The organism is Paenibacillus sp. JT22N1, from assembly GCF_059692155.1.
This window is the reverse complement of record NZ_JCAUAW010000044.1, coordinates 1-21,815: the sequence shown is the minus strand read 5'-3', so window position 1 is coordinate 21,815 and position 21,815 is coordinate 1. Positions and strand designations below refer to the sequence as shown.

General features: G+C 41.7%; 24 protein-coding genes and 4 pseudogenes. 22 read left to right on the top strand and 6 right to left on the bottom strand.

What is annotated here, in order from left to right:
* Nucleotides 1-234 precede the first annotated feature (234 nt).
* Nucleotides 235-723 carry a DinB family protein gene (locus AC58UU_RS38805; protein WP_497322817.1) on the top strand — a complete coding sequence of 163 codons (489 nt, stop codon included), beginning with the start codon at nucleotides 235-237 and terminating at the stop codon, nucleotides 721-723.
* Nucleotides 724-879: 156 nt separating this feature from the next.
* Here AC58UU_RS38805 and AC58UU_RS38800 read toward each other — a convergent pair whose 3' ends face one another.
* Nucleotides 880-1,791 carry a LysR family transcriptional regulator gene (locus AC58UU_RS38800; protein ID WP_497322816.1) on the bottom strand — a complete coding sequence of 304 codons (912 nt, stop codon included), beginning with the start codon at nucleotides 1,789-1,791 and terminating at the stop codon, nucleotides 880-882.
* A 386-nt stretch (nucleotides 1,792-2,177) separates the two neighbouring features.
* Between AC58UU_RS38800 and AC58UU_RS38795 the strand changes: the two genes are divergently transcribed.
* From AC58UU_RS38795 to AC58UU_RS38780, 4 genes are all read left to right on the top strand, one after another.
* Nucleotides 2,178-2,756, top strand: a complete 579-nt coding sequence (locus AC58UU_RS38795) for a DJ-1/PfpI family protein (protein ID WP_497322815.1) — start codon at nucleotides 2,178-2,180, stop codon at nucleotides 2,754-2,756.
* Between the two features lie 324 nt (nucleotides 2,757-3,080).
* Nucleotides 3,081-3,782: a CTP synthase C-terminal region-related (seleno)protein gene (locus AC58UU_RS38790; RefSeq protein WP_497322813.1), complete on the top strand. Its 702-nt coding sequence runs from the start codon at nucleotides 3,081-3,083 to the stop codon at nucleotides 3,780-3,782.
* 183 nt (nucleotides 3,783-3,965) lie between these two features.
* On the top strand, nucleotides 3,966-4,541 hold the full coding sequence (locus AC58UU_RS38785) for a dihydrofolate reductase family protein (RefSeq protein WP_047685646.1): 576 nt from the start codon (nucleotides 3,966-3,968) through the stop codon (nucleotides 4,539-4,541).
* A gap of 177 nt (nucleotides 4,542-4,718) precedes the next feature.
* Nucleotides 4,719-5,108, top strand: a complete 390-nt coding sequence (locus AC58UU_RS38780; RefSeq protein ID WP_497322811.1) for a GrpB family protein — start codon at nucleotides 4,719-4,721, stop codon at nucleotides 5,106-5,108.
* 510 nt (nucleotides 5,109-5,618) lie between these two features.
* On the opposite strand, the gene map is transcribed toward AC58UU_RS38780, so the two are convergent.
* Both map and AC58UU_RS38770 read right to left on the bottom strand, forming a co-directional pair.
* On the bottom strand, nucleotides 5,619-6,365 hold the full coding sequence (map, locus tag AC58UU_RS38775; RefSeq protein WP_497322810.1) for a type I methionyl aminopeptidase: 747 nt from the start codon (nucleotides 6,363-6,365) through the stop codon (nucleotides 5,619-5,621).
* Nucleotides 6,366-6,372: 7 nt separating this feature from the next.
* The gene (locus tag AC58UU_RS38770; protein ID WP_497322809.1) at nucleotides 6,373-6,957 is read right to left on the bottom strand and encodes a TetR/AcrR family transcriptional regulator; all 585 of its coding nucleotides are present in this window, start codon (nucleotides 6,955-6,957) and stop codon (nucleotides 6,373-6,375) included.
* 310 nt (nucleotides 6,958-7,267) lie between these two features.
* Here AC58UU_RS38770 and AC58UU_RS38765 point away from each other — a divergent pair, with 310 nt between their 5' ends.
* From AC58UU_RS38765 to AC58UU_RS38750, 4 genes are all read left to right on the top strand, one after another.
* Nucleotides 7,268-7,651, top strand: a complete 384-nt coding sequence (locus AC58UU_RS38765) for a hypothetical protein (RefSeq protein WP_497322808.1) — start codon at nucleotides 7,268-7,270, stop codon at nucleotides 7,649-7,651.
* Between the two features lie 350 nt (nucleotides 7,652-8,001).
* Entirely contained in the window at nucleotides 8,002-8,316 is a 315-nt protein-coding gene (locus tag AC58UU_RS38760; protein ID WP_497322807.1) for a hypothetical protein, read from the top strand.
* A gap of 160 nt (nucleotides 8,317-8,476) precedes the next feature.
* Nucleotides 8,477-8,644 (top strand): hypothetical protein, encoded by a 168-nt coding sequence (locus AC58UU_RS38755; protein WP_497322806.1) that lies wholly within the window; start codon nucleotides 8,477-8,479, stop codon nucleotides 8,642-8,644.
* Between the two features lie 168 nt (nucleotides 8,645-8,812).
* Complete coding sequence (locus AC58UU_RS38750) at nucleotides 8,813-9,268, top strand: DinB family protein (RefSeq protein ID WP_497322805.1); 456 nt, start codon at nucleotides 8,813-8,815, stop codon at nucleotides 9,266-9,268.
* A gap of 114 nt (nucleotides 9,269-9,382) precedes the next feature.
* Here AC58UU_RS38750 and AC58UU_RS38745 read toward each other — a convergent pair whose 3' ends face one another.
* The gene (locus AC58UU_RS38745; protein WP_497322804.1) at nucleotides 9,383-9,901 is read right to left on the bottom strand and encodes a CBO0543 family protein; all 519 of its coding nucleotides are present in this window, start codon (nucleotides 9,899-9,901) and stop codon (nucleotides 9,383-9,385) included.
* Between the two features lie 360 nt (nucleotides 9,902-10,261).
* A complete protein-coding gene (locus AC58UU_RS38740) occupies nucleotides 10,262-10,537 on the bottom strand; it encodes a hypothetical protein (RefSeq protein WP_497322803.1) in 276 nt (91 codons plus the stop codon).
* Between the two features lie 216 nt (nucleotides 10,538-10,753).
* Here AC58UU_RS38740 and AC58UU_RS38735 point away from each other — a divergent pair, with 216 nt between their 5' ends.
* The 8 genes and pseudogenes from AC58UU_RS38735 (at nucleotide 10,754) to AC58UU_RS38700 (ending at nucleotide 15,850) form a co-directional block, all read left to right on the top strand.
* Entirely contained in the window at nucleotides 10,754-10,924 is a 171-nt protein-coding gene (locus tag AC58UU_RS38735) for a hypothetical protein (protein ID WP_497322802.1), read from the top strand.
* A 54-nt stretch (nucleotides 10,925-10,978) separates the two neighbouring features.
* Complete coding sequence (locus AC58UU_RS38730) at nucleotides 10,979-11,686, top strand: M50 family metallopeptidase (protein ID WP_497322818.1); 708 nt, start codon at nucleotides 10,979-10,981, stop codon at nucleotides 11,684-11,686.
* A gap of 245 nt (nucleotides 11,687-11,931) precedes the next feature.
* Nucleotides 11,932-12,221 (top strand): annotated as a pseudogene (locus tag AC58UU_RS38725) (SDR family oxidoreductase); the annotation flags it as partial.
* 190 nt (nucleotides 12,222-12,411) lie between these two features.
* Complete coding sequence (locus AC58UU_RS38720; protein ID WP_497322801.1) at nucleotides 12,412-13,359, top strand: SMP-30/gluconolactonase/LRE family protein; 948 nt, start codon at nucleotides 12,412-12,414, stop codon at nucleotides 13,357-13,359.
* Between the two features lie 114 nt (nucleotides 13,360-13,473).
* Nucleotides 13,474-13,893, top strand: a complete 420-nt coding sequence (locus AC58UU_RS38715; RefSeq protein ID WP_497322800.1) for a MerR family transcriptional regulator — start codon at nucleotides 13,474-13,476, stop codon at nucleotides 13,891-13,893.
* Nucleotides 13,894-14,141: 248 nt separating this feature from the next.
* Nucleotides 14,142-14,303, top strand: a pseudogene (locus tag AC58UU_RS38710) (ATP-dependent Clp protease proteolytic subunit); the annotation flags it as partial.
* Nucleotides 14,303-14,644: pseudogene (locus tag AC58UU_RS38705) on the top strand (YdeI/OmpD-associated family protein); the annotation flags it as partial. The pseudogenes AC58UU_RS38710 and AC58UU_RS38705, both read left to right, overlap by 1 nt.
* Nucleotides 14,645-15,046: 402 nt before the next feature.
* Nucleotides 15,047-15,850 (top strand): hypothetical protein, encoded by an 804-nt coding sequence (locus tag AC58UU_RS38700; RefSeq protein WP_497322799.1) that lies wholly within the window; start codon nucleotides 15,047-15,049, stop codon nucleotides 15,848-15,850.
* A gap of 158 nt (nucleotides 15,851-16,008) precedes the next feature.
* Here AC58UU_RS38700 and AC58UU_RS38695 read toward each other — a convergent pair whose 3' ends face one another.
* Complete coding sequence (locus tag AC58UU_RS38695; protein ID WP_497322797.1) at nucleotides 16,009-17,016, bottom strand: DUF3231 family protein; 1,008 nt, start codon at nucleotides 17,014-17,016, stop codon at nucleotides 16,009-16,011.
* A gap of 485 nt (nucleotides 17,017-17,501) precedes the next feature.
* Here AC58UU_RS38695 and AC58UU_RS38690 point away from each other — a divergent pair, with 485 nt between their 5' ends.
* From AC58UU_RS38690 to AC58UU_RS38670, 5 genes and pseudogenes are all read left to right on the top strand, one after another.
* Nucleotides 17,502-17,909, top strand: coding sequence for a hypothetical protein (locus tag AC58UU_RS38690; protein WP_497322796.1), 408 nt, complete (start codon nucleotides 17,502-17,504; stop codon nucleotides 17,907-17,909).
* Nucleotides 17,910-18,916: 1,007 nt separating this feature from the next.
* Nucleotides 18,917-20,287, top strand: a complete 1,371-nt coding sequence (locus AC58UU_RS38685; protein WP_497322795.1) for a flavin monoamine oxidase family protein — start codon at nucleotides 18,917-18,919, stop codon at nucleotides 20,285-20,287.
* A gap of 287 nt (nucleotides 20,288-20,574) precedes the next feature.
* Nucleotides 20,575-20,682, top strand: a complete 108-nt coding sequence (locus AC58UU_RS38680) for a YjcZ family sporulation protein (RefSeq protein ID WP_497322794.1) — start codon at nucleotides 20,575-20,577, stop codon at nucleotides 20,680-20,682.
* Between the two features lie 266 nt (nucleotides 20,683-20,948).
* Nucleotides 20,949-21,014, top strand: a pseudogene (locus tag AC58UU_RS38675) (hypothetical protein); the annotation flags it as partial.
* A 97-nt stretch (nucleotides 21,015-21,111) separates the two neighbouring features.
* A complete protein-coding gene (locus AC58UU_RS38670) occupies nucleotides 21,112-21,300 on the top strand; it encodes a hypothetical protein (RefSeq protein ID WP_497322793.1) in 189 nt (62 codons plus the stop codon).
* Nucleotides 21,301-21,815: the final 515 nt, after the last annotated feature.

Here is a 21,815-nt window from a genome sequence, read left to right as displayed (position 1 = left end):
CTCTCGGGATCCAAGTCCCACGGGCAGAATCGTTCGATCCCCGGCTACCGCTATCTTACGACCTTACAAAAAAGAGGTCGACCAGAAAGATCTGGTGACCTCATAATACGATAGGGCAGAATAGTTCCAATAAGTGGTAGTATATAGATAACGAGAAGGACGATTCAACATTAGGTTCTTTGTTCGACAGAATAGTAAGCTTAAATTAAATCGTGAAAGAAGCGGAGGAATATCATGCAAATTATGTTCCGTTACAATTGGTTGGTCAGGGAAGAATGGTACCGGTGGTGTGAGGACGTACCGGAGGAGGAACTGCTTCGTATTCGTACAGGTGGAGTCGGGGGGATTTTGCATACTCTTTTTCACATTATCGATGTGGAGTGGAGTTGGATTCGTTCCCTGCAGGGAAAATCAGATTTTCAAGAAAGTTTTGAAAGTTACAGTAGTTTGGAGAAAGTCCGCAACCTGGATGCAGCGTTCCGGCCTGAAGTGCAACCGTTTGTACATTCCTGGGACGTAGGTATGGAGACTCGCCCATTTTACGATCCCCAACCGGACGGGAAAATGGCCGTCGATGCGTGGGGTGAAGTAATGCGTCACATAATCGCACATGAAATCCACCATATTGGCCAACTATCGGTCTGGGCGAGAGAAGTTGGCAAAAAGCCTGTGTCAGCTAATGTTATTGGCAAAGATCTCATCAAACCCCAGTTGTTATGCTAACGGAAACAATAGCGGTAATAAGTATAGCAACTAAAAGGGAGCTGCCGAGGTAGCTCCTTCGCCTTTTTCGCCGTTATGACCGTTAAGGTGAACCCTACCATAAAAAATTTGTTGGGGAAAGTGCGGGAGTGTTGATGAGAGTGTGAGTCTATCCCCTCATGGAATACCCGTACCTAGATACTTTTCTGCATAACGCATAAAAATATCGGCTGCCGGCGAGAGATAACGTCCCTCGAAGGAAAAGATGGCCACCGAACGAGATAGAGGAAGATCCAGTGGGATAATCGAAATAGATGGACCTGGCGTCTCTGCCATCAGCCTAGGGAGTATCGAAATCCCGAGGCCTTCTGCCACCAGTATCCGCGGAGAAGCGCATTCGTAGGTAATGATTGGCTCAAAACCCTCTCTGATGCACGCCGCATATACAAGTGAACGTAACCTCGATCCCTCTTTAAAAGATACAAACGATTCTTCCCTTAATTCCCGGATAGAAACCGCTTTATGTTTCTCCAATGGATGACCCTTAGCAACGGCAAGAACTAACTCGTCATTATACAGCGATTTCGCACAAATTCCAGACGGAGGATTTGAATCTTCCAACTGTGGAAAATATTTATCATCCCATTCATGTGCAAGAGCGAGATCCAATTCGCCCTTCTTAAGTGCCTCAAGAAGCGATCTGGTTGTATTCTCCCTTATAAATACTTTAATCCCCGGATACTCAATCCCGAAGGTTGCCAGCATTCGCGGTAGTCTGGTTTGCACTACGGATTCTAGCGCACCTACAGTTACCTTCCCCCTTAGCTGGTTGTTGAATCCTTTGGCGGAATCTTTGGCCCGTTCCGCCTCCGCTAATGTTTTTTCTGCACCAATAAAAAATATCTTTCCTGCCTCAGTAAGCGCTACACCGCGGGCAGAGCGGTTAAACAGCCTTACACCAAGTTCTCGTTCCAGGTTTCTGATTTGCTGCGAGAGCGCCGGTTGTGCGACTTTCAGCCGTTCAGCCGCTCGTGTTAAATTGCTCAATCTCGCGACTTCAACGAAGTAAGCTAATTGTCTAAACTCCATATTTCCGAGATCACCTAATTTTCAAGATATAAGTAAATCATATTGCTACAATAACATATATGTCTTTTTCTTATCAATTTAACTGTAGTAAAGTAATCATCAACAAAAGCACAGTTTGATTTTCTTGGGAATGGAGGTTAAAAGATGAAGTCGGCAATCATGAGAAAATTTTAAAAGTCGCGTAGTTCATAGGTTTTTTCTTTTCTTTTAAAACAGTAAGCATTTAAAAATCCTCCGTTTTCCTTATTGTTTTGAAGCATCTGATAATTATATAGAAATTTTGTTATAAAAAAAGAAAAAAATTGGGAATTGTAAACTCGTAAAGATGAGCTATACTAGGGATTTGGTATCGTTTCCCAAAAAAAGGTGAGAGGGGCTGTTTACAAATGAAAATAGCTATCATTTGCTTTGATGATTTTACGGATCTTGATGTGTTCCTGCCTTGGGATTTGTTGAATAGAGTGCGATTGGTCGGTGGTATCGCCGATTGGGAAGTAAAGCTGCTGGGGACCGCATCTTCGCATGTGTCTATGGCGGGATTAAGAATCCCCATGCATGGGATGGTTGAGGAGGCGAATACATTGGATGCCGTCCTGTTCGCAAGCGGAAGAGGGGTGCAACCATTGTTCAAGGACCCGGCTTATCTAAGCCGATTTCAACATTCTCCGGATCAGCAATTGATCGGATCCATGTGTTCGGGGGCTTTGCTCTTGGGAGCTTTGGGTTATTTGACAGGAAAGCGGGCTACCACTTATCCGACTGCGGCCGGACAGTTAGCCGCGTTTGGCGTAGAGGTCGTTAACGAGAGCTTTGTAAATAACGGTAACATCAGCACGGCTGCCGGGTGTTTGGCCGGACAAGATTTGTCCGCTTGGGTGATTGATTCTTTGATGGGGAATGAAATGACCCAGCGTGTTCTGGAGACGGTTCAGCCTGTCGGCCAGGGGCTTGAGATTGCTTTGTAATTATGAAATTAAGGTTTTAAGAATAACCGCCAATCGTCGGTTATTCTTATTTATTAATTGCGGTTGGGTATGGATATAAGGGGTATGGATATATGTTCTTGTCTTTTAATGATATATATTCTTGTCCAACGACAACAAACGATGAAGGAGCTGCCACGGCAGCTCCTTATTACATGTTCATAAAATAATAGATTTTTTACATATGTCCAGTTCGGCTAAAGGGCAGCATAGCGAAATTAATTCTTTCTTGATATAAAGTGAAAGCCACTTTATAATTAGCTCTTTGTTGATGGCTATAACAAAAAGTGGAGAGGATGTGTTAGTGTGTACAATATCGGATTAATTGGTGATTATGATGCGGGAGTCGTAGCACATGTGGCTATACCTCGAGCAATCCAATTGGTAGCAGATGATCTTGGCGTCCAAATCAATTTTGACTGGGTTTCAACGCCTTCGTTGGATCAGGATTTCGAACAGAAGCTATCCAAGTACCATGCACTTTGGGTAGTTCCTGCTAGTCCTTACCGTAGTACGCAGGGGGCCCTCAATGGTATCCGGTTTGCTCGCGAACATCAGATTCCTTTTTTAGGTACGTGCGGTGGTTTTCAGCACATGCTTATTGAGTTTGCAAGGAATGTCATGGGGCTTGCTGAAGCGGATCATGCTGAGGAAAACCCTTCCTCTTCTTTGATATTAGTTGCTCCTCTCACATGCTCGGTTAGTGAAAAGATGCATACTTTTAAGCTGACCCCCGGTTCAAAAGTAATAGACATTTATGGAACCCATGAGATTAATGAACAGTATGGGATTTGTAATTACGGTTTGAATCCTGAATTTAGCCCTATGTTAGAAAAAGCAGGCTTGCGAATTGCTGGAGTAGACCCTGATGGTGAAGTTCGCATTATGGAGCTTGATCTACATCCTTTCTATGTTGGGACGTTATTTCAACCAGAGCGTTCAGCATTGAAAAATATCATTCATCCATTGATCAAAGACTTCCTTCGTAAAGCCATCCAATCATCATAACCTAATAAATTAAGCTATCGGAAAACATTAGTTGAACCAAGGAGTAGATTGCCGCGGCAACTGCTCCATTTTCATTAAGCTAAAGGGCAGTTTAGCTTAGCAATCCATAAGAAACAATCCAAGCTGAAATGTGCTAAAATGTAACTAATGTAGACATCCCTCATGAACAAAGGAGCACTGAAAATGAGAAAACTCGTTCTATTTTTGCACGCATCGCTTGACGGTTTTGTAGAAGGGCCAAACGGTGCAATGGACATTGGCTGGATTTCCTACGATGGTGATTTAGAGAAATACGCGAAAGAAATTCTAAGTACTGCCGACACCGTCATTTGGGGACGAGGGACTTATCAATTAATGCACGGTTATTGGCCATCTGTGCCTTCGAACCCATCAGCTTCGCAGCATGAACGGAATCATGCCGAGTGGATCGATAAGACAGCCAAAATCGTTTTTTCCACGACGCTGGACAAAGTCGAATGGAACAATTCCAGACTGGTGAAAGAAGATGTCGAGGAAGAGATCAAGAACCTCAAACAGCAGCCAGGCAAGGATATGGTCATCCTCGGCAGTCCTAGGATCGCACACCACCTTATGCAGCTTGATTTAATCGATGAGTATAAAATTACGGTTTCTCCCGTCCTGATCGGCAGCGGGTTGCCGTTATTCCAAGGTCTTAAAGAGAAGGTCAATCTTAAACTTATCGAAAACAAGACCTTTGATTCTGGAGCCATAGGTCTCGTTTACCAGTCGGTTAGATGACCTTTGTCTCCTAAAATAGATTACGCTAACGGGACACTATAGTTGAGGAGCATGCTTCGTGGCTGCTCCTTTTTCGTTTGCTGAACTAACGGGCAGTTTTGTTCAGGAGAAGGACTATAAACGTCAATATGGAATTTACTTACTTAGGATTTTGTACCAATAAGGAGTGAGTTCGTTATGAACAAAGATGAACTTGGAAAATTATATCCAATAACAGTTGTCCCTTACGATGAAAATTGGACTTTATTGTTTAAAAATGAAAAACAATTTTTAACCAATCTTCTTGGCTCAGAAATAGCTCTAAGAATAGAACATATCGGAAGCACCGCTGTACCAAATTTATCAGCCAAGCCAACAATTGATATTTTAGTGGAGATTCCAAATGAAAGTGGAATTTGTGAATTGTATTTTAGGGACTACCTACGTGAGAACCCTACTGTTGCCAAACAGTATGAAGAACTAAAGCTTAAATTAGCGGAAACTTATAAGTATGATAGGGAAGACTACACTGACAATAAAACGGAATTCATTAGACAAATAACCAGATTAGCAAAAGAGAGGCAATAAATTTTGTTTTTATTGAACTATCGGGGAACGTTAGTTGAGTAAATGTAACAAGAATGAAATCTTATTTTCATATGGCTTTAATGAATCAAGCCTATAATAAAGCTGACCCCCTTTAAAATATAAATAGTTATGACCCACAGCCCGTTGCTGTGGGTCACTTTTTTGTTCATTAAAGTAACGGGCAGGCTAACGGAATGGGACCGCAGTTGAAATAGAGGAAAAAAAGCTCGATTAATGATACTCTGCACCCGTGGTATCCTGCAGGAGAACAGTATTGAGTCATCTGACCTGGTTATTGTCCGAGTCACTCGGTGTTTCCGAATTTGTTGCGTGGTTCACCTGAGATGAATTATTCGCACTGAATATGATCGCGTCCAAGCGAGAAGCCTCATCAGATCTATGGACACGCTGTCCCCGAACCTGCTTCGGCTTGAAGATGGGAACGGGATATCGTTATGCCGAATACGAAAAAAATAAGTCGACCATTTCGTTGGTCGACCTCTAATTTTTCTATTGCGCGGTCAAAATTTGTGGACCTTCAGCCGTGATGGCGATCGTATGCTCGTATTGGGCGGCTAGCTTGTTGTCCATCGTCCGTGCGGTCCAGCCGTCCGGATCGATTGTCATGAAGTAGGTGCCTTCGGTGATCATGGGCTCAATCGTGAACACCATACCTTCCTTGATACGGAGGCCTTTTCCAGGCTTGCCGACATGCATATAAGTCGGCTCTTCGTGCAGGTCGCGGCCGATGCCATGGGCGAGAAGGTCGCGTACGACGCCGAAACTGTGTGATTCCGCATGCCGCTGAATCGCGCTCGTCACGTCGCCGAGTCGATTGCCGGGCTGCGCCTGCTCGATGCCCAGGTCAAGACATTCCTTCGTAATACGCATCAACTTCTCGGCCGTCGGCGAGATCTGCCCAACCGCATAACTCCAGGCCGAATCGCCGAGCCAGCCATCGAGCTCAGCGACAGTGTCGATCGTCACGATATCGCCTTCCTCAAGTGGCTTATTGCTAGGGAAGCCATGTGCGATCACATCGTTGGCGGAGGCACAGGTCGCATATTGATAGCCCTTATAGCCTTTCTGGTATGGCTTTGCGCCGTGCTTCAACATAATGTCCTCGAATATGCGCTCAATCTCGTGTGTGGTAATACCCGGTTTGATAAGCGGGGCGATTGTACGATGGCATTCAGCCACCACTTGGCATGCCTTGCGGATAGCCTCAATTTCATGCTTGCTTTTTAAAATGACCATGTTCGTATCAGGACTCCTTCGTAATAGCTTGCATAGCGAGTCGGGCGATTCGATCGACGTCCAGGTCGGAATTGCCCGCATAGTAGTGCAGCCCACAGCAACCGACCAGCACGGCAAGCATATGGTCGACGCAGTCGTCTTCGCACTGGGCGATCGATTGGAGTGGAACGTACAGCCGTTCCATAAATTTTCTTTTGGCGTGGTGTCGATCCCTTTCAGGCAAGCCTGCATAATGTTCCGCAGCCATTTTGTAGACGAGATATGCGCGGGCGTCCGACTGCCACAGCCGGAGCAGCGCTTTACAATACGTCAACAACTGCCAGTCATCCGGGGGGCTGCCGCTGATGTTCGCCCATTTTGCGATAACTTGCTCGCATCGCTCGAAGCCGCTTCCTAACACATCTTCTATTAATAAATGCCGGTTGGGGTAATAATGGTATACTGTGCCGTAACCAAGCCCTGCCTCGCGGGCGACGTCGCGAATATCAAAGCTGCCGCCCGTGCGAAAGTAGGAGCGCGCGGCGACGTCCAGGATCTGTTCTCTGCGCTGTATGCGTATGAGCTCATTTTGTTCTTTGGTACGGGGGCACATAGCGTGTTAACCTCCTTGTATAGATCTGCAAATATGTCAATATAAAAATAGTAACTCATGGGGTGGAGAAATGCAAAAGTTTTGTTGGTATTCGATAAAATGAAGTACTGAACAATAAAGAACTGTGATAATAAAGTTGTAGACTGGGCGCTGGCGTTAACCTAACGGAAAACGATAGCGCAATAACCAGGGAGCAGCTCGCTACGCGGAAACTGCTCCCTGGTTTCGATAAAGAAACGGGAGGTTATTGAAATCAGGTAAGAGCAACAAATTGAATAAATAGTTCGTTAAGGTATTAGAGGTGACATAAATGAATATGAGAAGTTACTTGATTATTCTGTTAGTAATAATGGTGTCCCTGATTTTTGCTGGGTGTTTAAAAGGTAAAAAAGCACATTCGGACTTAATCGGTACTGTCAATGTAGAAAATTTAGATTCAGCAACAACAGTGACTTATACATTCAAGAATCAAAGTGGAAAAAGGGTAACTGTTATTGGAGGAGCAAGTTATAAGTTACATAGAGACAACAAATTAGTAGAAGAAGGTAATGTTCCAGTAAAAGACTACATTGATTTGGATCCTGGAGAAGATTATACAGATAAAAAGACATTTTCAAATTTGCAACCTGGTTCGTACAGTATACGAGTAGAATGGAACAAAACGGTAGTTTCTGATAATTTTGTTCTAAACTGAAAATGAAATATCCTTTGTTAAGCTAACGGAGAACGATAGTGGAGAAGATTGAGCGTTCGGAAGCTCCTCTTTTTTATTGAAGTAACGTTTAGTTTACTAATGTAGATTCTGTTTACCCATGCGACAGAGTGGATGGAAAATAGATATATGATTAATGCTCCTGCTATCTTCGTGGTGGCAGTATTTTTTTTGTTTCCATCTTTACTTTTCTGTAGAACCATCTTTTTTCAATTTCAACGTATTACTCCAAGTATATATAGAACAACGTAATTGTGATTTCAGTATTCTTGAACTTGGGAACAATACATTATTACAGAGTGATTTATTCATCGTATGTTAGGAGTATAATAATGGGAATAAAGGAATTGCTTATAGCCTGGTTCATTGGCTTTGTGATGATGCTTGGTGGTGGTTTCTTTGGTTATAGAACTTTAAAAGATGTAATTGAACATGGTAAAAGGTACAAAGAAGAAAAAGCAAATAAAGAAACTTTACGGTTTTGGTATCTGGACTGGATTTTTTTACTATTGGAAGCGTTATTAGGGACGCTTACACGACCTGCTGTAATAATATCTTTAATTTTTTTCTTGATTGGAGCAGTTACTTTCGTTCTATATACCATCAGGATTATTGCCAAATTATTTGGCTATGACCTTGTATTTTAACACTTTCACAGTCCAACTCATGTTTATGGCTTTCGCTCAACTAATGGGCAGAAATAGCGCAATAAGCTAAGGAACAAGCGCTACAGCAAAAACAGCGTATAAAGGACACTTTTCCCCTGCAGTTTCTTTGCGCCAATTGTCCAAACAAATACATACTTCTATGGCAAGAGCAATATATCCTTTTCACACAATTGACGATGGTGACGTTTTATTTATGGCTTCAACCAATGAAGTAGATAACCCAGAACTTAATGCTGGTCATATTGGATTATTTGCATCAGAGTTGGCGTGGGATGCAGTATTAAGCAGTTTTGAAATAAATAATTAGTGTAAACTACCGACCCTTGTGCCAGTCAGTTGTTGAACTAACGAAAACAATAGTCCAATATTAAAAGGGCAGGTTAACGTAGCAAATGCAATAATTTCGAATAGCTTGTTAAGCTAACGGATAACAGTAGGTTCAAGTAATCGATGAGACGAAGAGGGGGAAACCGAAATGAAGACGATCAAGTGCATGATGGACCACCTGTACTGGGCGGACGGACGCATCTTGGACGCGCTCGAGGAGAGTGAGACGAAGAACAAGGACCTTCTGAAGCTGGTTCGGCACGTCGCGGTCGCGGAACGAGTCTGGCTGTCCCGATTGCAGGGCAAGGGCAGCACGCAATATTCGTTGTGGGAGGAAGCGGAAGAACTGACGGCGATCCGGACGATGTTCGAAGAAAACGCCGAGCAATATCGCGTCTATATCGAAGGGCTCGAGGAATCCGAGTTGGACGAGATGATCGACTATGCGAACCAGAGCGGGGTTCCGTTCCGAACATCCGTCCGGGACATCCTGTTGCAGGTCCTCTTACATGGGCAATATCATCGGGGACAGATCAACCGGGCACTTCGGATCGAATCGGCAGAGGCTGTCCAAGTCGATTACATCACGTTCGCGAGGCTCTAACAGGGCCTAATAATCACCATTACTCGGAATGGGGTTGGCAATGAACTAACGCAGAACGTTAGTTGAACATATAATCCCAGCTAAGAGGTCTGTCCCATTAATCATTGGTACACTTTATTTGGCATTGAGAATAGGCACATGAAACCACAGAAGAAGAAACACAGTTATTGGCACAGATAGGATATACGCCCACATTGGTCGTTTATAATGTAGTAAAAGCATTAGATTCATAACGGATGCAAAGAAAACTGACGCCATATAAGTCCATCCATTGCTATATACGCATAGTCCATTTGAAATCATAATAAATTCATCCAATAACCACAATATAATCCATATCAGAATATACAAAATCTGTTTAACGATGTTTTTTTGCGGATAGCGATATAAGAAAATCAGCATTGTACATGGATAACTTGTAAACATAATAAATAGGCTATTTGTCAAATGATTCGGAAGTAAATTTGGTGGATGTGGATACGTCCATAAAGAAAAGTCCCACGTGAGCAAGTTATAAAGCATATCGCCGAGAATGAAGTATTGGATTGTAGGAAGATACTTACGCCAATGTTTCCAATCGCCCCACTTCCAAGCGGCAATCATGGAGACAAATGCAACTACAATAGGAAACATGAACATGACACACCTGCTTTTGATTTCTAAAATATGTAATATTTATCATCTCCTCGATTCAGCAATTATACACAGTATAATAATCCAATATTAGCAACTTTGATAAAGCAAAATAGCCGCGAAATCAACGCGGCGGCAGCAATAGCGTATATATCTCTCCATTAACAAACAACATGCTTCAATTTGTGAATTTCGAATTAATGAGACGGCAAAGAAGCCGGAAATGGGATAAAATTCTTGACAACCGACATCAGGGGGCTCCGTACTAGCGGCATTAAGAACGCCAGGCGCACAAAAACCGTCCAAAAAAAGCTACAAGTACGAAGGTAATACAAAAAAACTACCCGAAGGTAGTTAACTCTACAATTTCTTAAAGTTAAGAACAAGTCCACCAGTGCCTTCTAGACTTACAACCCATTTTAATGCGTTGCCTGATCCTATTTTTGCACTCACAGATACTTGAAGATTGTTTAATTCAAAGTTGGTAAACTTGGCTGCGATTTTTTCAACGATTTCTTGAGTAAAGGGAACAAGTTCTTCATTGGTGTCGTCTTCTGTTAAGTCGTCGAGTGTACTAAAGGATTTTTCAACAGATTCTTTTTTGACTGGAATATAGAGCTGGATGTCATCTGGCATAATATCATCATCTCCCTATAATTAATAGGAAAATTATACCATCATGTAGTTTTGAAGTCAGTAAATAAATGTAATTCTTGCATGAACGGAGCCTATAAATAGGCTCTTTTAACTTTGTAGAGGTGGTAGAAAAATGGCAAACGAATTTTTCGCTTATCCTAGCTTTTTTTGGGAATCGGCAATAGAGAGCATCTCACTTCGGACACGGCATTCCAGATGCATATCAAGCTTCAAGACGGACCGCTGCTTTTGGTTTCGCTTCCTTTAAAGGAACAGCTTGGGCGCTCCCATGGGTTTACGAAGAGGAGGGAGGAGGCGATTGCTGGCCAGCTGGGAATCAAAATGGACTCAGTGGAATCGGAACTTCCTTTCCTTCTATCGCATTGATATATTAAGATAGAAAGATCAACGCATATAGAAGGGGAGAGCATATTGATTTATGTGTTAATTGCAGTCTCTATAGTACTCACTCAAATTCCCATCCTAAACAAGTATTTGTCTTTGATAAATACTTTTTTTCACGAATGGGGTCATGCATTTATGGCCCTGTTAACAGGTGGTCAGGTATATCGAATAAAATTAAACATGGATACTAGTGGCTTTGCGCAGACAGGAAGTAAGTGGTGGATCGGACGATTTTTAACCGTAATATCTGGATATCCATTCTCCGCTTTATTTCCTTGTTTTATGATTTTTCTGATTCTCAATAACGAGTATGTAACTGCCTATTGGACTCTGGCAATGATGTTAGCCATAACTATTGTTTTATGGCTGAGAGATTTATTCAGTTTAATATGGGCAGGTTCAGTTTTACTAGTATTGGCGTTATTAATCCTATACGGTATGGACGTTAAAAGGTTAATTTTTTTAGTATTGAGCATAGCAATAGTAAATTCTATAAAGAGTGCATGGAGCGTGTTCGTATTAAGTATTCAAGATTACAGAAACGCTGGTGACGCGACGGCACTATCCCAAATGACATCGGTTCCCGCGTTAATTTGGGGAGGCTTATTCTTTGTCTCAAGTATAACCATTGTTTGTTACAGTGTTTTGATCTATATGGGTGTGGTCGACAATTTCTATCTTAAACTCCTCGATCTTATTAAAACTATAAAGACATTTGCGATTCATTTGGTCAGATTGATTTAACTCAGTATCGAGAGGTAAATAGACATCAGCGGTGATCGGGCCTGCTAAAGGCAACGTATCGAAACCCATTAATGTGAATTAACTCTCGAGCATTGTATAATATAACAAAATTAATTAGAGGGGTAAGTCTATGAAACTTCGCGATTCAGTGAAAGTGTACGAGCTCAAATCTTTAACTGATATGAATGAAAATGAAAAAAAAGCATTCGCTGGATTGCTTCTTAAGTGGCATACAGGTGGCATTAGCGTCCAAACATGCAGTTGTAGGATTTACTAAGAATGTAGGGTTTCAATATGCTAATTTGGGAGTTCGTTGTAATGCGATTGCGCCAGGTGGGGGAAATACAAATATTGCAACGTCCATCAACGCATCAAATGAATTTGGCATGGGGAGAGCAATGGCGGGCATGCATTTGAACCCGCGTACGGGTGATCCAGTAGACATTGCTAAAGTCGCTCTTTTCCTGCCTCAGACGATTCCGGCTTTGTGAATGGAACTGTAATTACAGCCGACGCTGGATGGACTGCATATTAATAAATATTCACAATAAAGTGGAACTGATTGATTATCGCAGCTATTCACAGACGTTTATTTAAAAGCCGCAAAGTTGCGGACTCATATGTTGTGATGTTTTTGACGACGAACATGTTTCCTGCATATCCTAAGAAAAAACTCATCCTGGGTCTTAAAGGAGAAATACATTTGGATATTGCAGGTAAAACAAATGAAAGCTGATATTGCATCTAACGTATTTTATGATTTGTTTCCTCAGATCACCTGTCTCGAACAGGCGGCCACCGGATTTATTTTTACCGAGGGTCCAGCTTGGGATAAAACGGACGGCTCGCTTGTATTCAGCGATATTAAGGCAAACACGATTTATCGCTTGAAGGAGCAGGACCATCTCTCCGTAGTGCGGCGTCCAAGTGGAATGTCGAACGGACTGGCGTTTGACGCCGAACAGCGGCTCATTGCTTGCGAACATGCTGGTCGAAGGCTCTCTTTATATTCCCTGTATGATCCGATTGGACCGATCGTTACGCTGGCTGACCGCTATGAGGGAAAACGCTTGAACAGTCCGAACGATGTGATTGTAGCTTCGGACCGCTCCATTTACTTCACAGACCCCAATTACGGTTTAGTGAATGAATTGCAAGCACCGAAAGCGCAAGAGCAGTTTTTTCAGGGAGTCTACAGGTTATCTCCGTCAGGCAAACTGACACTACTGATCAATGACTTTGCTGGTCCTAACGGTTTAGCGTTATCGCCTGATGAACGAAAGCTGTATGTCAGCGACACGGAACGTCAGCATATCAGAGTGTTCGATCTTGATGAGCAAGGCCGATTGGTGTACGGCAGACTGTTCGCCAAGCTGGACGTGAGCAAGGGAGAGGGCGTCGCCGATGGCTTGAAGGTGGACGCAGAGGGGCACGTGTACTGCGCAGGACCGGGAGGAGTATGGGTGTTTGAACCAGACGGAAGCGTTATCGGATTGTTGAAGATTCCTGAAATAACTTCCAATTTAACGTGGGGAGGAGTATCAGGACGGACCATGTATATTACCGCTACTTCCTCCGTATACAAGATACCCGTTGGGGTGACTAAAGCAGGATATATTGCCCATCAAAATCAAACCTGGTTAAAAAGCGAGTTTGAAAAATTTCAAAAGTAGCCAGATTGGCTACGGCGGGAAGAACATTATAATAATTTTGCACTCAAACCGGCTGCGTTCCAGCCGGTTTGTTGCGTTAACAACAGAGATGAGGTAGACGAATATAGACGCGTGTTGAATACATACACCGCAAAGCAAATAGCTGAAGTTTTGCAGAACGACGACCCTCAAATAAATTTAAGAACGATTAGGTACTACACACAGATAGGGATTATCCCGCCTCTTGAATTGGTTGGAAACAAAAGGGTATACACGGATAATCATCTTCATTATTTGCGTGCCATTCTCTTATTTTCCAAAAGAGGTGAAACCTTAGCCTCAGCACAAGAAAAGTTAGTCGGTTTGCCGATTGAAGAAGTTATTAAAATCGGTGAAAACCTTCGATTGTATCAGTCAGATCAGATTTTTCGAAACGAAACACATGTCTTAAATGAAGATGTTATTATCTCGGTTAGTTCACGTGTTTCACCGGAATTGAAAGTTAAGATGATCGAAACCGTTACCCAATTACTGAAAGGGGAAGGGAACCAATGATAAAAGTCCGGCATGCAAAAACTACCATTGAAAATAAAGAAGGCATGAACCATCTATGGATTCAAATTGCTCCGATTGGTCAAGTTGACAACGTCCGAATACAGATATCTCTTCCGATAGGTATTCATCGAACTCGTAATTGGTTTTGATGAAGATAGCACCGGAGAAATATCTATTCTTAACCCACGAATTGCAAATGATATTTACATTGAAATCTTTACTCGAGAGCCCGTATAGAAGGGCAATCCGTGAATCTCATACCATATGTTGTCGAACATACCAGCAGGGGCAAACGGTCTTACGACATTTATTCCCGTATGATGCAAGACCGTATCGTCTTTATTACAGGAGAAGTGTCGGATGTGACCGCGAACATAGTTATTGCGCAGTTACTATATTTGGAAGCGGAAGTAAAAAAAGTTCATGGACTGAATTAAATAAAGAACGTGTCCGTTGCCTCGAAAAGTTGGGGTTAATGAGAGACGAAGGAAGAAGGGCTCTTCCTGATATGGATCACGTTTCTTTTAGAATAGATGAAGATATAGAGCAAAGGCTAAAAGAGGAAAAGCAAGTATACGATAATTTCATGGCATTTCCAGATCTTTATAATAGAGTACGGATCGACACGATACAAAGCAATAAGAATCAGTCAGAATTGTTTAGGAGCAGATTAGATAAATTCATAACAAATACTAGAGAAAACAAAATGTACGGTCAATGGAATGATAATGGACGTCTACTAGATTATTAAGGTGCTCTGGGGCAATTTTCCCCTTCAAATCCACGTCACTCGGCTGCCATAATGAACAACGACCGCCGATCAAGCCCGCCGAGCTTATTCTCGAAATAACCATCTATTTCGACTATCACATTCATCACCGCCGTTTGCTAATGAGCGACTGTCTTCACAGTATAAGGAGTGGGTAAAGTCAGATTACGTGATTGATATTCGATACTGACCGTATTTATGTGCCACGGTATTGAGCTAACGAGGAACGATAGCTCAATAAACATCAGGAGAAGGCTGCCGACAGCAATGATCGGCGGCCTTCTCCGCTAACTGGCAGGATATCAAAAAAGGTTTTCTTCAATTTTTGGGAAAATTATTACCTATTGTATTTATCTTAGATGCATAACGGAAGGGGTTATAAATTTGGAAAGTCTATTACTCCCCCAAGAAAAGTTTAACGAAAAAAGAGCAGGCAGCCTAGTCGGTACAATAACAGCTGTGTCGGAATATCTTAGATTGCTTTATGCACTGATTGGGAAGTGTAGAGACAGCAGTAGGTCAGGGACTTCTCAGAGTTTTTCCGCGAACAGTCCATACGGGATTTGTACTTCATGTAATGGAACCGAAACCGTGATTGATATTGATCCCGCCCGAATGATCGCATCCGAACTATCCCTAAAACATGGGGCCGTGCTTCTTTGGGCAGGTACGATTTGTGCGCCGGTGTTCAAAATCAAAGCATTGGCCAAGATGATCGGGATTGACTATGAAAAGCCGCTTGCCGAGCAGGATAGGCGATTTATGGATATTTTACTTTACGGTTACAAGAATGACCCTGTTTCCTATGTATACAAAAAGAAACAAGCGACAAGTTTCTACCGCGGATGCGTTGCCGATTTGCGATATATGCGCGATGCGGGAACGAAGAGTAAGGGGAACCTTAGGGCGATCCGTTTCTTCTCCAAGCAAGTCCAATGCGCTGCATGTAACGGAAGCAAGATGGCACCTGAATTAATAGCTACAACGATACAAGGTCAATCGATTGTAGATACTCTAAGATTGCCGATACAGGAATTGTTGCTGTTTATTCGAGGTTTACCCCATTCACTCGACGTGCATGAGTTGAAGGTTTCTAGCCAGGTGAAGGATGAAATTGAATTACGGTTGGTCTACTTAAATAAAATTGGGCTTAAATCTCTGATGATTCACGAAGGAGCCAAGGCGTGACTCATTCACTCAACTAACGAAGAACGTTAGTTCAAATGAATCAGGGAGTAAGTTTTCCGTGCGGCAGCTACTCCCTGGTTTTTATTAAACACTAAATGGATAGTTCCAATATTATATGGGTCAATTGGATTTGTTCATTGAAGCTACTTTTAGCTAATTTAGACGCCTGCAAGTTTCTTCCGGTCAGGTGTAGGCGGAGGCTCTTCTAGCCATTCCCTTTCAATCAGCAAATCAGTTACATCTTTACCGAAACTCATTACTTCAACCATAAGCTTGGAATACTCACCAGCCAAATCAAGTCGCGTCGTCACGGATAGCGCATTTCCAAGATAGGTGAGAGCTGATGAATTAAGTATGTTAAGTAGATTTAGGATCAATTTATCTGAAAAAGGGGATACCGTTGATGTGGTGACTTCTGTATTGACCATGATTGTCCCGAGCAAATCATCTTGAACCAACTTATCGTTGATGAATTTGATTTGATCCATAGACAGTTGTTTTCCCCGTGCCAGTAAACGCTTAATATGTTCGTCCTTAACAACTTGCATAAAAGCTGTAAGAAGGATTAGTCCGAAATAATTCCGTTCTATGTTGAAGAACATTTCGGATATTTCCATTACATTCAGCGTTCTTTGCGGCCAAAACCATTTAGACAGAAAGTTTTCTTTCTTTTTAATAAAGGTAGCATGCTCCGGATAAGGGATCATTGGAGGTCGATCGTAGATTCCCTTGGTTAACATAAGTGTGATGGTTTTGTTGTACAAATCAGTTGTGGACCGTAGACACTGAGTAAAATAGTTTCTTACATCCTCTCGAGCAGTGTTAGATAAAAACAAGGCATATTTCGTCAGGCCAATTCGGCTCACAGAATACACATAACTCAGAGGGAATGTATCGAAAAATAGGGGGGGGGCTGTAACATTGACATCTGCATCAGTAAATCCAATAGGGATAGGGAATTTTTCCTTTTCAAAAAGATCCTGAATGGTTTCTATGTGTGATTGCGCTAAGGTCAACGACAATTCAACAAGTGGCTTTACTTCGTCGTCTTCAGTTATTTTTAGTAAATACTTGGAGATACATATCGCTAAACTGTCACTAATGTAAGATGACCACAATGCGGATATTTCCGTTGAAGACAGTCCAACAACATGAGAACCTACCATAGATAACAACCCCTTAAGTGTAAAAATCAAATATTTATTCCACTCGGTAGCTAATGAGGGAAGTATTGTTAGTATATCCCACCCCATGTCAAGTTATTTATTCTTTCTGGATTTAAAAAACTTGTTACGCAACGAAGAACGAGAGCTCAATAAATAATTATCTGAAGCTGCGCGCAATGGAACGCCGGCTTCTTTAAGTTATCGGGCCGAATAACGTAACACATATGATATTCATTTATCAAAGTCAAATGGATTAAGTACAGAAAATGTATATTTAAGGACTTTGAATGGTGTAAAACCTGAGACTTAGGATATCTGAACAAAAGTGGGGGATTACGCTAACGAAAACAATAGTTCAATCAATAAAGTATGAAGGCAGCCGGAAAGATGATCGGCTGCCTTTTCTCAACCGAGGGACGGGTAGGATTGTTCAGTTTACAAGCGAATATTCATAATATAATGAACTACTGTGGGGGTGGAATTTCATGCAATTTCAATATGAAGTAGATAACTATGTAATGGAAGATATTGATCCAGATATTGATTTTGTTATCAATTTCCTCAAACAAATGAACAACAAAACAAGTTCATTTTGTACATTATCGTTTAATGATTTTTTATTTATTCAATGTGCGGGTTCTAAGTCAAAAATGACAATAGAATACAGATCACCAGATAAAAGCGGAAACGATTTTAGGCATTTTGTAATAGGTGTGAAGAGTCTGATCAAGACAAGTACTAAGGTTCCCTATAGCGGTGGAGAAATAAAAGTAAGGACAAATGAAGTTATGAACTCTGATCAAGCAGTAGTACTATTTAAAGCTTTTATTAATGAAAGAGTGATACTGAGGGATTATGTTCTAAGAGAAACAACAGAAATATTCAAATCTTAAGGCTATTACGGTGATACAGCGTCATTACGCTAACGGGGAACAAGAGTTTGACAAACAAACAGCACGAGGCTACTGGAGATCGGCCTATGATCAAGATATATAAAGATTGTATATATGCTTATATTATTAAGTATTTAATTCCTCAATTTAACTAACAGATATTAAGAGTCAAGTATGCGCTGCCGACATGGATTGGAAGCCGCGTTGCTATTGGGCAGGATAAGATATCCGGGAGAATTTAGACAGATTAATAGCATAAGTCCAAGCCAATATATTAACCAATTCATACACTGTTACTATCTTGTGATTAGGAGAGTGATAGGGATGGGATTAATATTTAATCGAAATGTTAGAGTTACTTTTTTCTCGGGTTTTAACTTTACTGGAAGAAGTCTATCATTTAGACGAGGCGTTGCAGTTTCAAATCTGGGATTATTCGGTTTTAACAACATCATCTCCAGTTTCCGGCTAAGAAATGTTGTAATTCCTAGTCAAGTTACGTTAGTACTGTTTTCAGGGCGCAACTTTACAGGGAATTTTCGAATTTTCCGTGGCAGCCAGAACATTCCAGACTTACGAGCTTTCAACTTTAACAATGTAACCTCGTCGTTTATTCTGGTTGGATTCCGGATAACAACTTCTCAGATTCGTACCATTCAACGTACAGGCGGAATGCCAAGCGGCATTCCCAAAATATAGACTAAAGGGACGCTGAAAAGCGCCCTTTTTTCTTGAATGAAGGGAAGGATTGAGGCCTGTAGAACTTAAATTGAATACATAGAAGTTGTTATTCGACGGTGATGTAATTACGATGGAAGGTAAGTGAAAGGTAAGTTTGTATTACGCTAACGGGGAACTAGAGATAGTGGAGGAGCTTGCTTCAGGCAGCTCCTCTATTGTTTTATTGAAGTAACGGACAGCATAGAATAATAAGAAGTGCCCAGGAACTAAAGGATTATAAACACACATGATGTATATAAAAGTAATATTTGGAGGAATCGGATTTTATGGTAATAGGTCGTTTTCCTGAGCGTATTGTAGTTATTGGGGCAGGGATGGCGGGTTTGGTATGCACTTTGGAGCTTATGAAACAAGGATATAACGTACGTTTATTAGAGGCAAATAGTCAACCGGGTGGTCGCATATACACGATGCGGGATCAATTTGCCGACGGATTGTTTTGCGAAATCGGGGCTGCCTTCATTGGAGCGCATCATTTTCTCACATTGAGTTATGCCCGGCAAGCCGGGGTTCAATTAATAAATTTACCAGTCCCCAATAGAAGTTTGTCATATATCGACGGGAGATTAATAATAGATTCTCCGGCTGAACCTGCACTATGGCCTGTTTCACTTACAGCCGAGGAAAGAATTTTAGGATATGCGGGAATGTTGGAAAAGTATCTCAAGCCGGGGCTTAAAGCGACGGGTAATCCTTTTTTGCCGGGCTGGCCCACAAAACAAGCGGCACAGCTCGATTCAATGACAATGGAAGAATATCTTAAAGGTCAAGGAGCATCTTCGGGTGCGATTAAGCTGTTTGAAATCGGATATATGCAGATGTTAGGTGATGGTATTCGCAAAGTATCTGCATTACAGCGACTGCTTGACCTAAAAATGGCCAGTTCCGAAAGAAGTGCAAAGACTATAGTAGGTGGAATGGATCAACTACCGAAAAAGCTTGCCCTTACAATTGGCTCTAATATCAGTTATGGATGTGCTGTGACGCATATTGAACATAGTAATAAAGGAGTAACTATCCAATTTAATAATTCCGGCGAAGTATTCACTATCTGCTGTGATCGGGTCATTGTGGCCATTCCCTCTACAGTCTTGCGTACAATTCATTTTTCTCCGCCACTTAGCAAAGAAAAAAATGATGTCATTCAAAATCAACTTTCTACTTCCGTTACGCGTACCGTCATACAAAGCCGAACTAGATTCTGGAACAACTTAAGTTCCTTTACTACAGTAAATACGGATCTGAAAATTGGATGGTTGCTTGATGCTACATTCACTCAAACGACATCAAGGAGAGGGTTAATTTGTTCGTACTCCTCCGGTGAATCGGCGCGAGAAATATCTAGAGCTGGTAAGTTTAATTCAGCTGTATCAGAAATCAAACAGGTGCTTCCTGAATTGTCGTATAATTATGAAGGTGGGACGGTCTTTTCTTGGGATCATAATCCTTACTCCCGAGGTGCGTATGCTTGGTATAAGCCGAAACAGATGATTCGAATGCTCCCAACACTGTCTGCCGAACAAGGTAGAATTTACTTTGCTGGCGATAATACAAGTCTTTTTCCCGGTTGGATTGAAGGTGCGATCTCTTCTGCGTTACGAACTGTAAATCAAATTATTGCCGGTAACAGCATATAGTACGGTAATGTATGTATTAATAACTAGTACGAGACAATAACCTGAGCCATGAGGTTGCCGTGGGATATATTAGAGCTTCACATTAGTAAAAGAACGATCGGCAGCCTCGCTACGAACGGGCAGGATAGTTGAATCAATTCCACGAATAATTCAGAAATTGAAAGTGGTCAAGCTTCGACTAATTGGGTCCGCCTAACTTAAGAGGAACGGCTTATGTCCAATCAATCACTATTTAACGAACATATTTTATACCGTAGTGACAAATCACCAGAGGGGACTGAGTAAACATGGGAGTAGGTTATGGTGGAAGTTGTGCAGGTTATGGTAGCAGCTCAGCAGCTATTTTGGTTCTTTTCATTCTTTTGGTTATTATCTTAATGACTTTTGCAATTTAAACCAACATCACCAAAAAACAAAAACGGTCTTATCGCGAACTAGATGCGAATACAGACCGTTTTTTTCTCGTTGTTTAAATGAGGGTGACGAGTGAGTTTGAAGCCTCCTCCAGAAGACATTACCTATAATTTTATTCCTTCCAGCAAGGAAGATGTCCAATCAATGATCATGTAAAGAGCGTATGATTATACCGTAATGAAAATTCACTTGAGGGGAATTAGTAAACATGGGTTATGGTGCAAGTTGTGCAGGTTAAGGTGGTAGCAGCGCAGCAGCTGTTTTAGTTCTTTTTATTCTTTTGGTTATCATCACATCAGCTTTTGTATGGTAATTCCTTAATCCAACTTATCGAGAAAAACAAGAACGGTCTTATCGCAAATAGATGCGAATACAGACCGTTTTTTGTCGTTGTTTAACGAGGGTGACGAATGAGTTGGGTGCTGGCTGGCAATATCAATATATGGTCAAGTGGATGGTTCCGCACTAGGTCTATACCCCCATTTCGATACCCATTTAGCTCCGCGCTATTCCTTCCAACACTTACCGCCAAGGCGGATCAGGCTGAAGTGCCTTATGGGGCTGGCTTGGGTAAACTTCGGGGACATCGTGGGGGCTAGGATTGACGATTGACTGAAAAGCGGCGTTAAGCTAAACATTCCTGTTAGTCCTAAGAATTGGACTTTGAAAGAAAAGGAGCGCCTTAAAGAAGTGAGTTATGATGAAAATTCAGATGTTTGGACTATCAAATACAAAGACGCAAATGGCTTATTAGAAGAACATAGTATGCAAGTTCAAGATAAATAACATTAAGCTAACGGGAGACGATAGTGAAGGAGCATGCCTCGAGGTTGCTCTTTTTTTCTGTTCATTCAAGTAACGGGCAGCATAGTTGAATAAAGCTGTTATAATTATCTTAGGTGATGGTGCAACAATCGTTTCCTTCGACCCGCCGCTATTATACCTTCTTAACTATATTTTCCCTATACTTAGAAACTTTTTCCATTTTATTGCGTTATATTATTTGAATACATACTAACATTGGGGGAACTTATTATGAAAGCAAAATTGAAGGAAAATTTAATTGGTGGTGTAATCGCCGTTGTTATTGTAACTTCGTTATTGGTATGGGGCT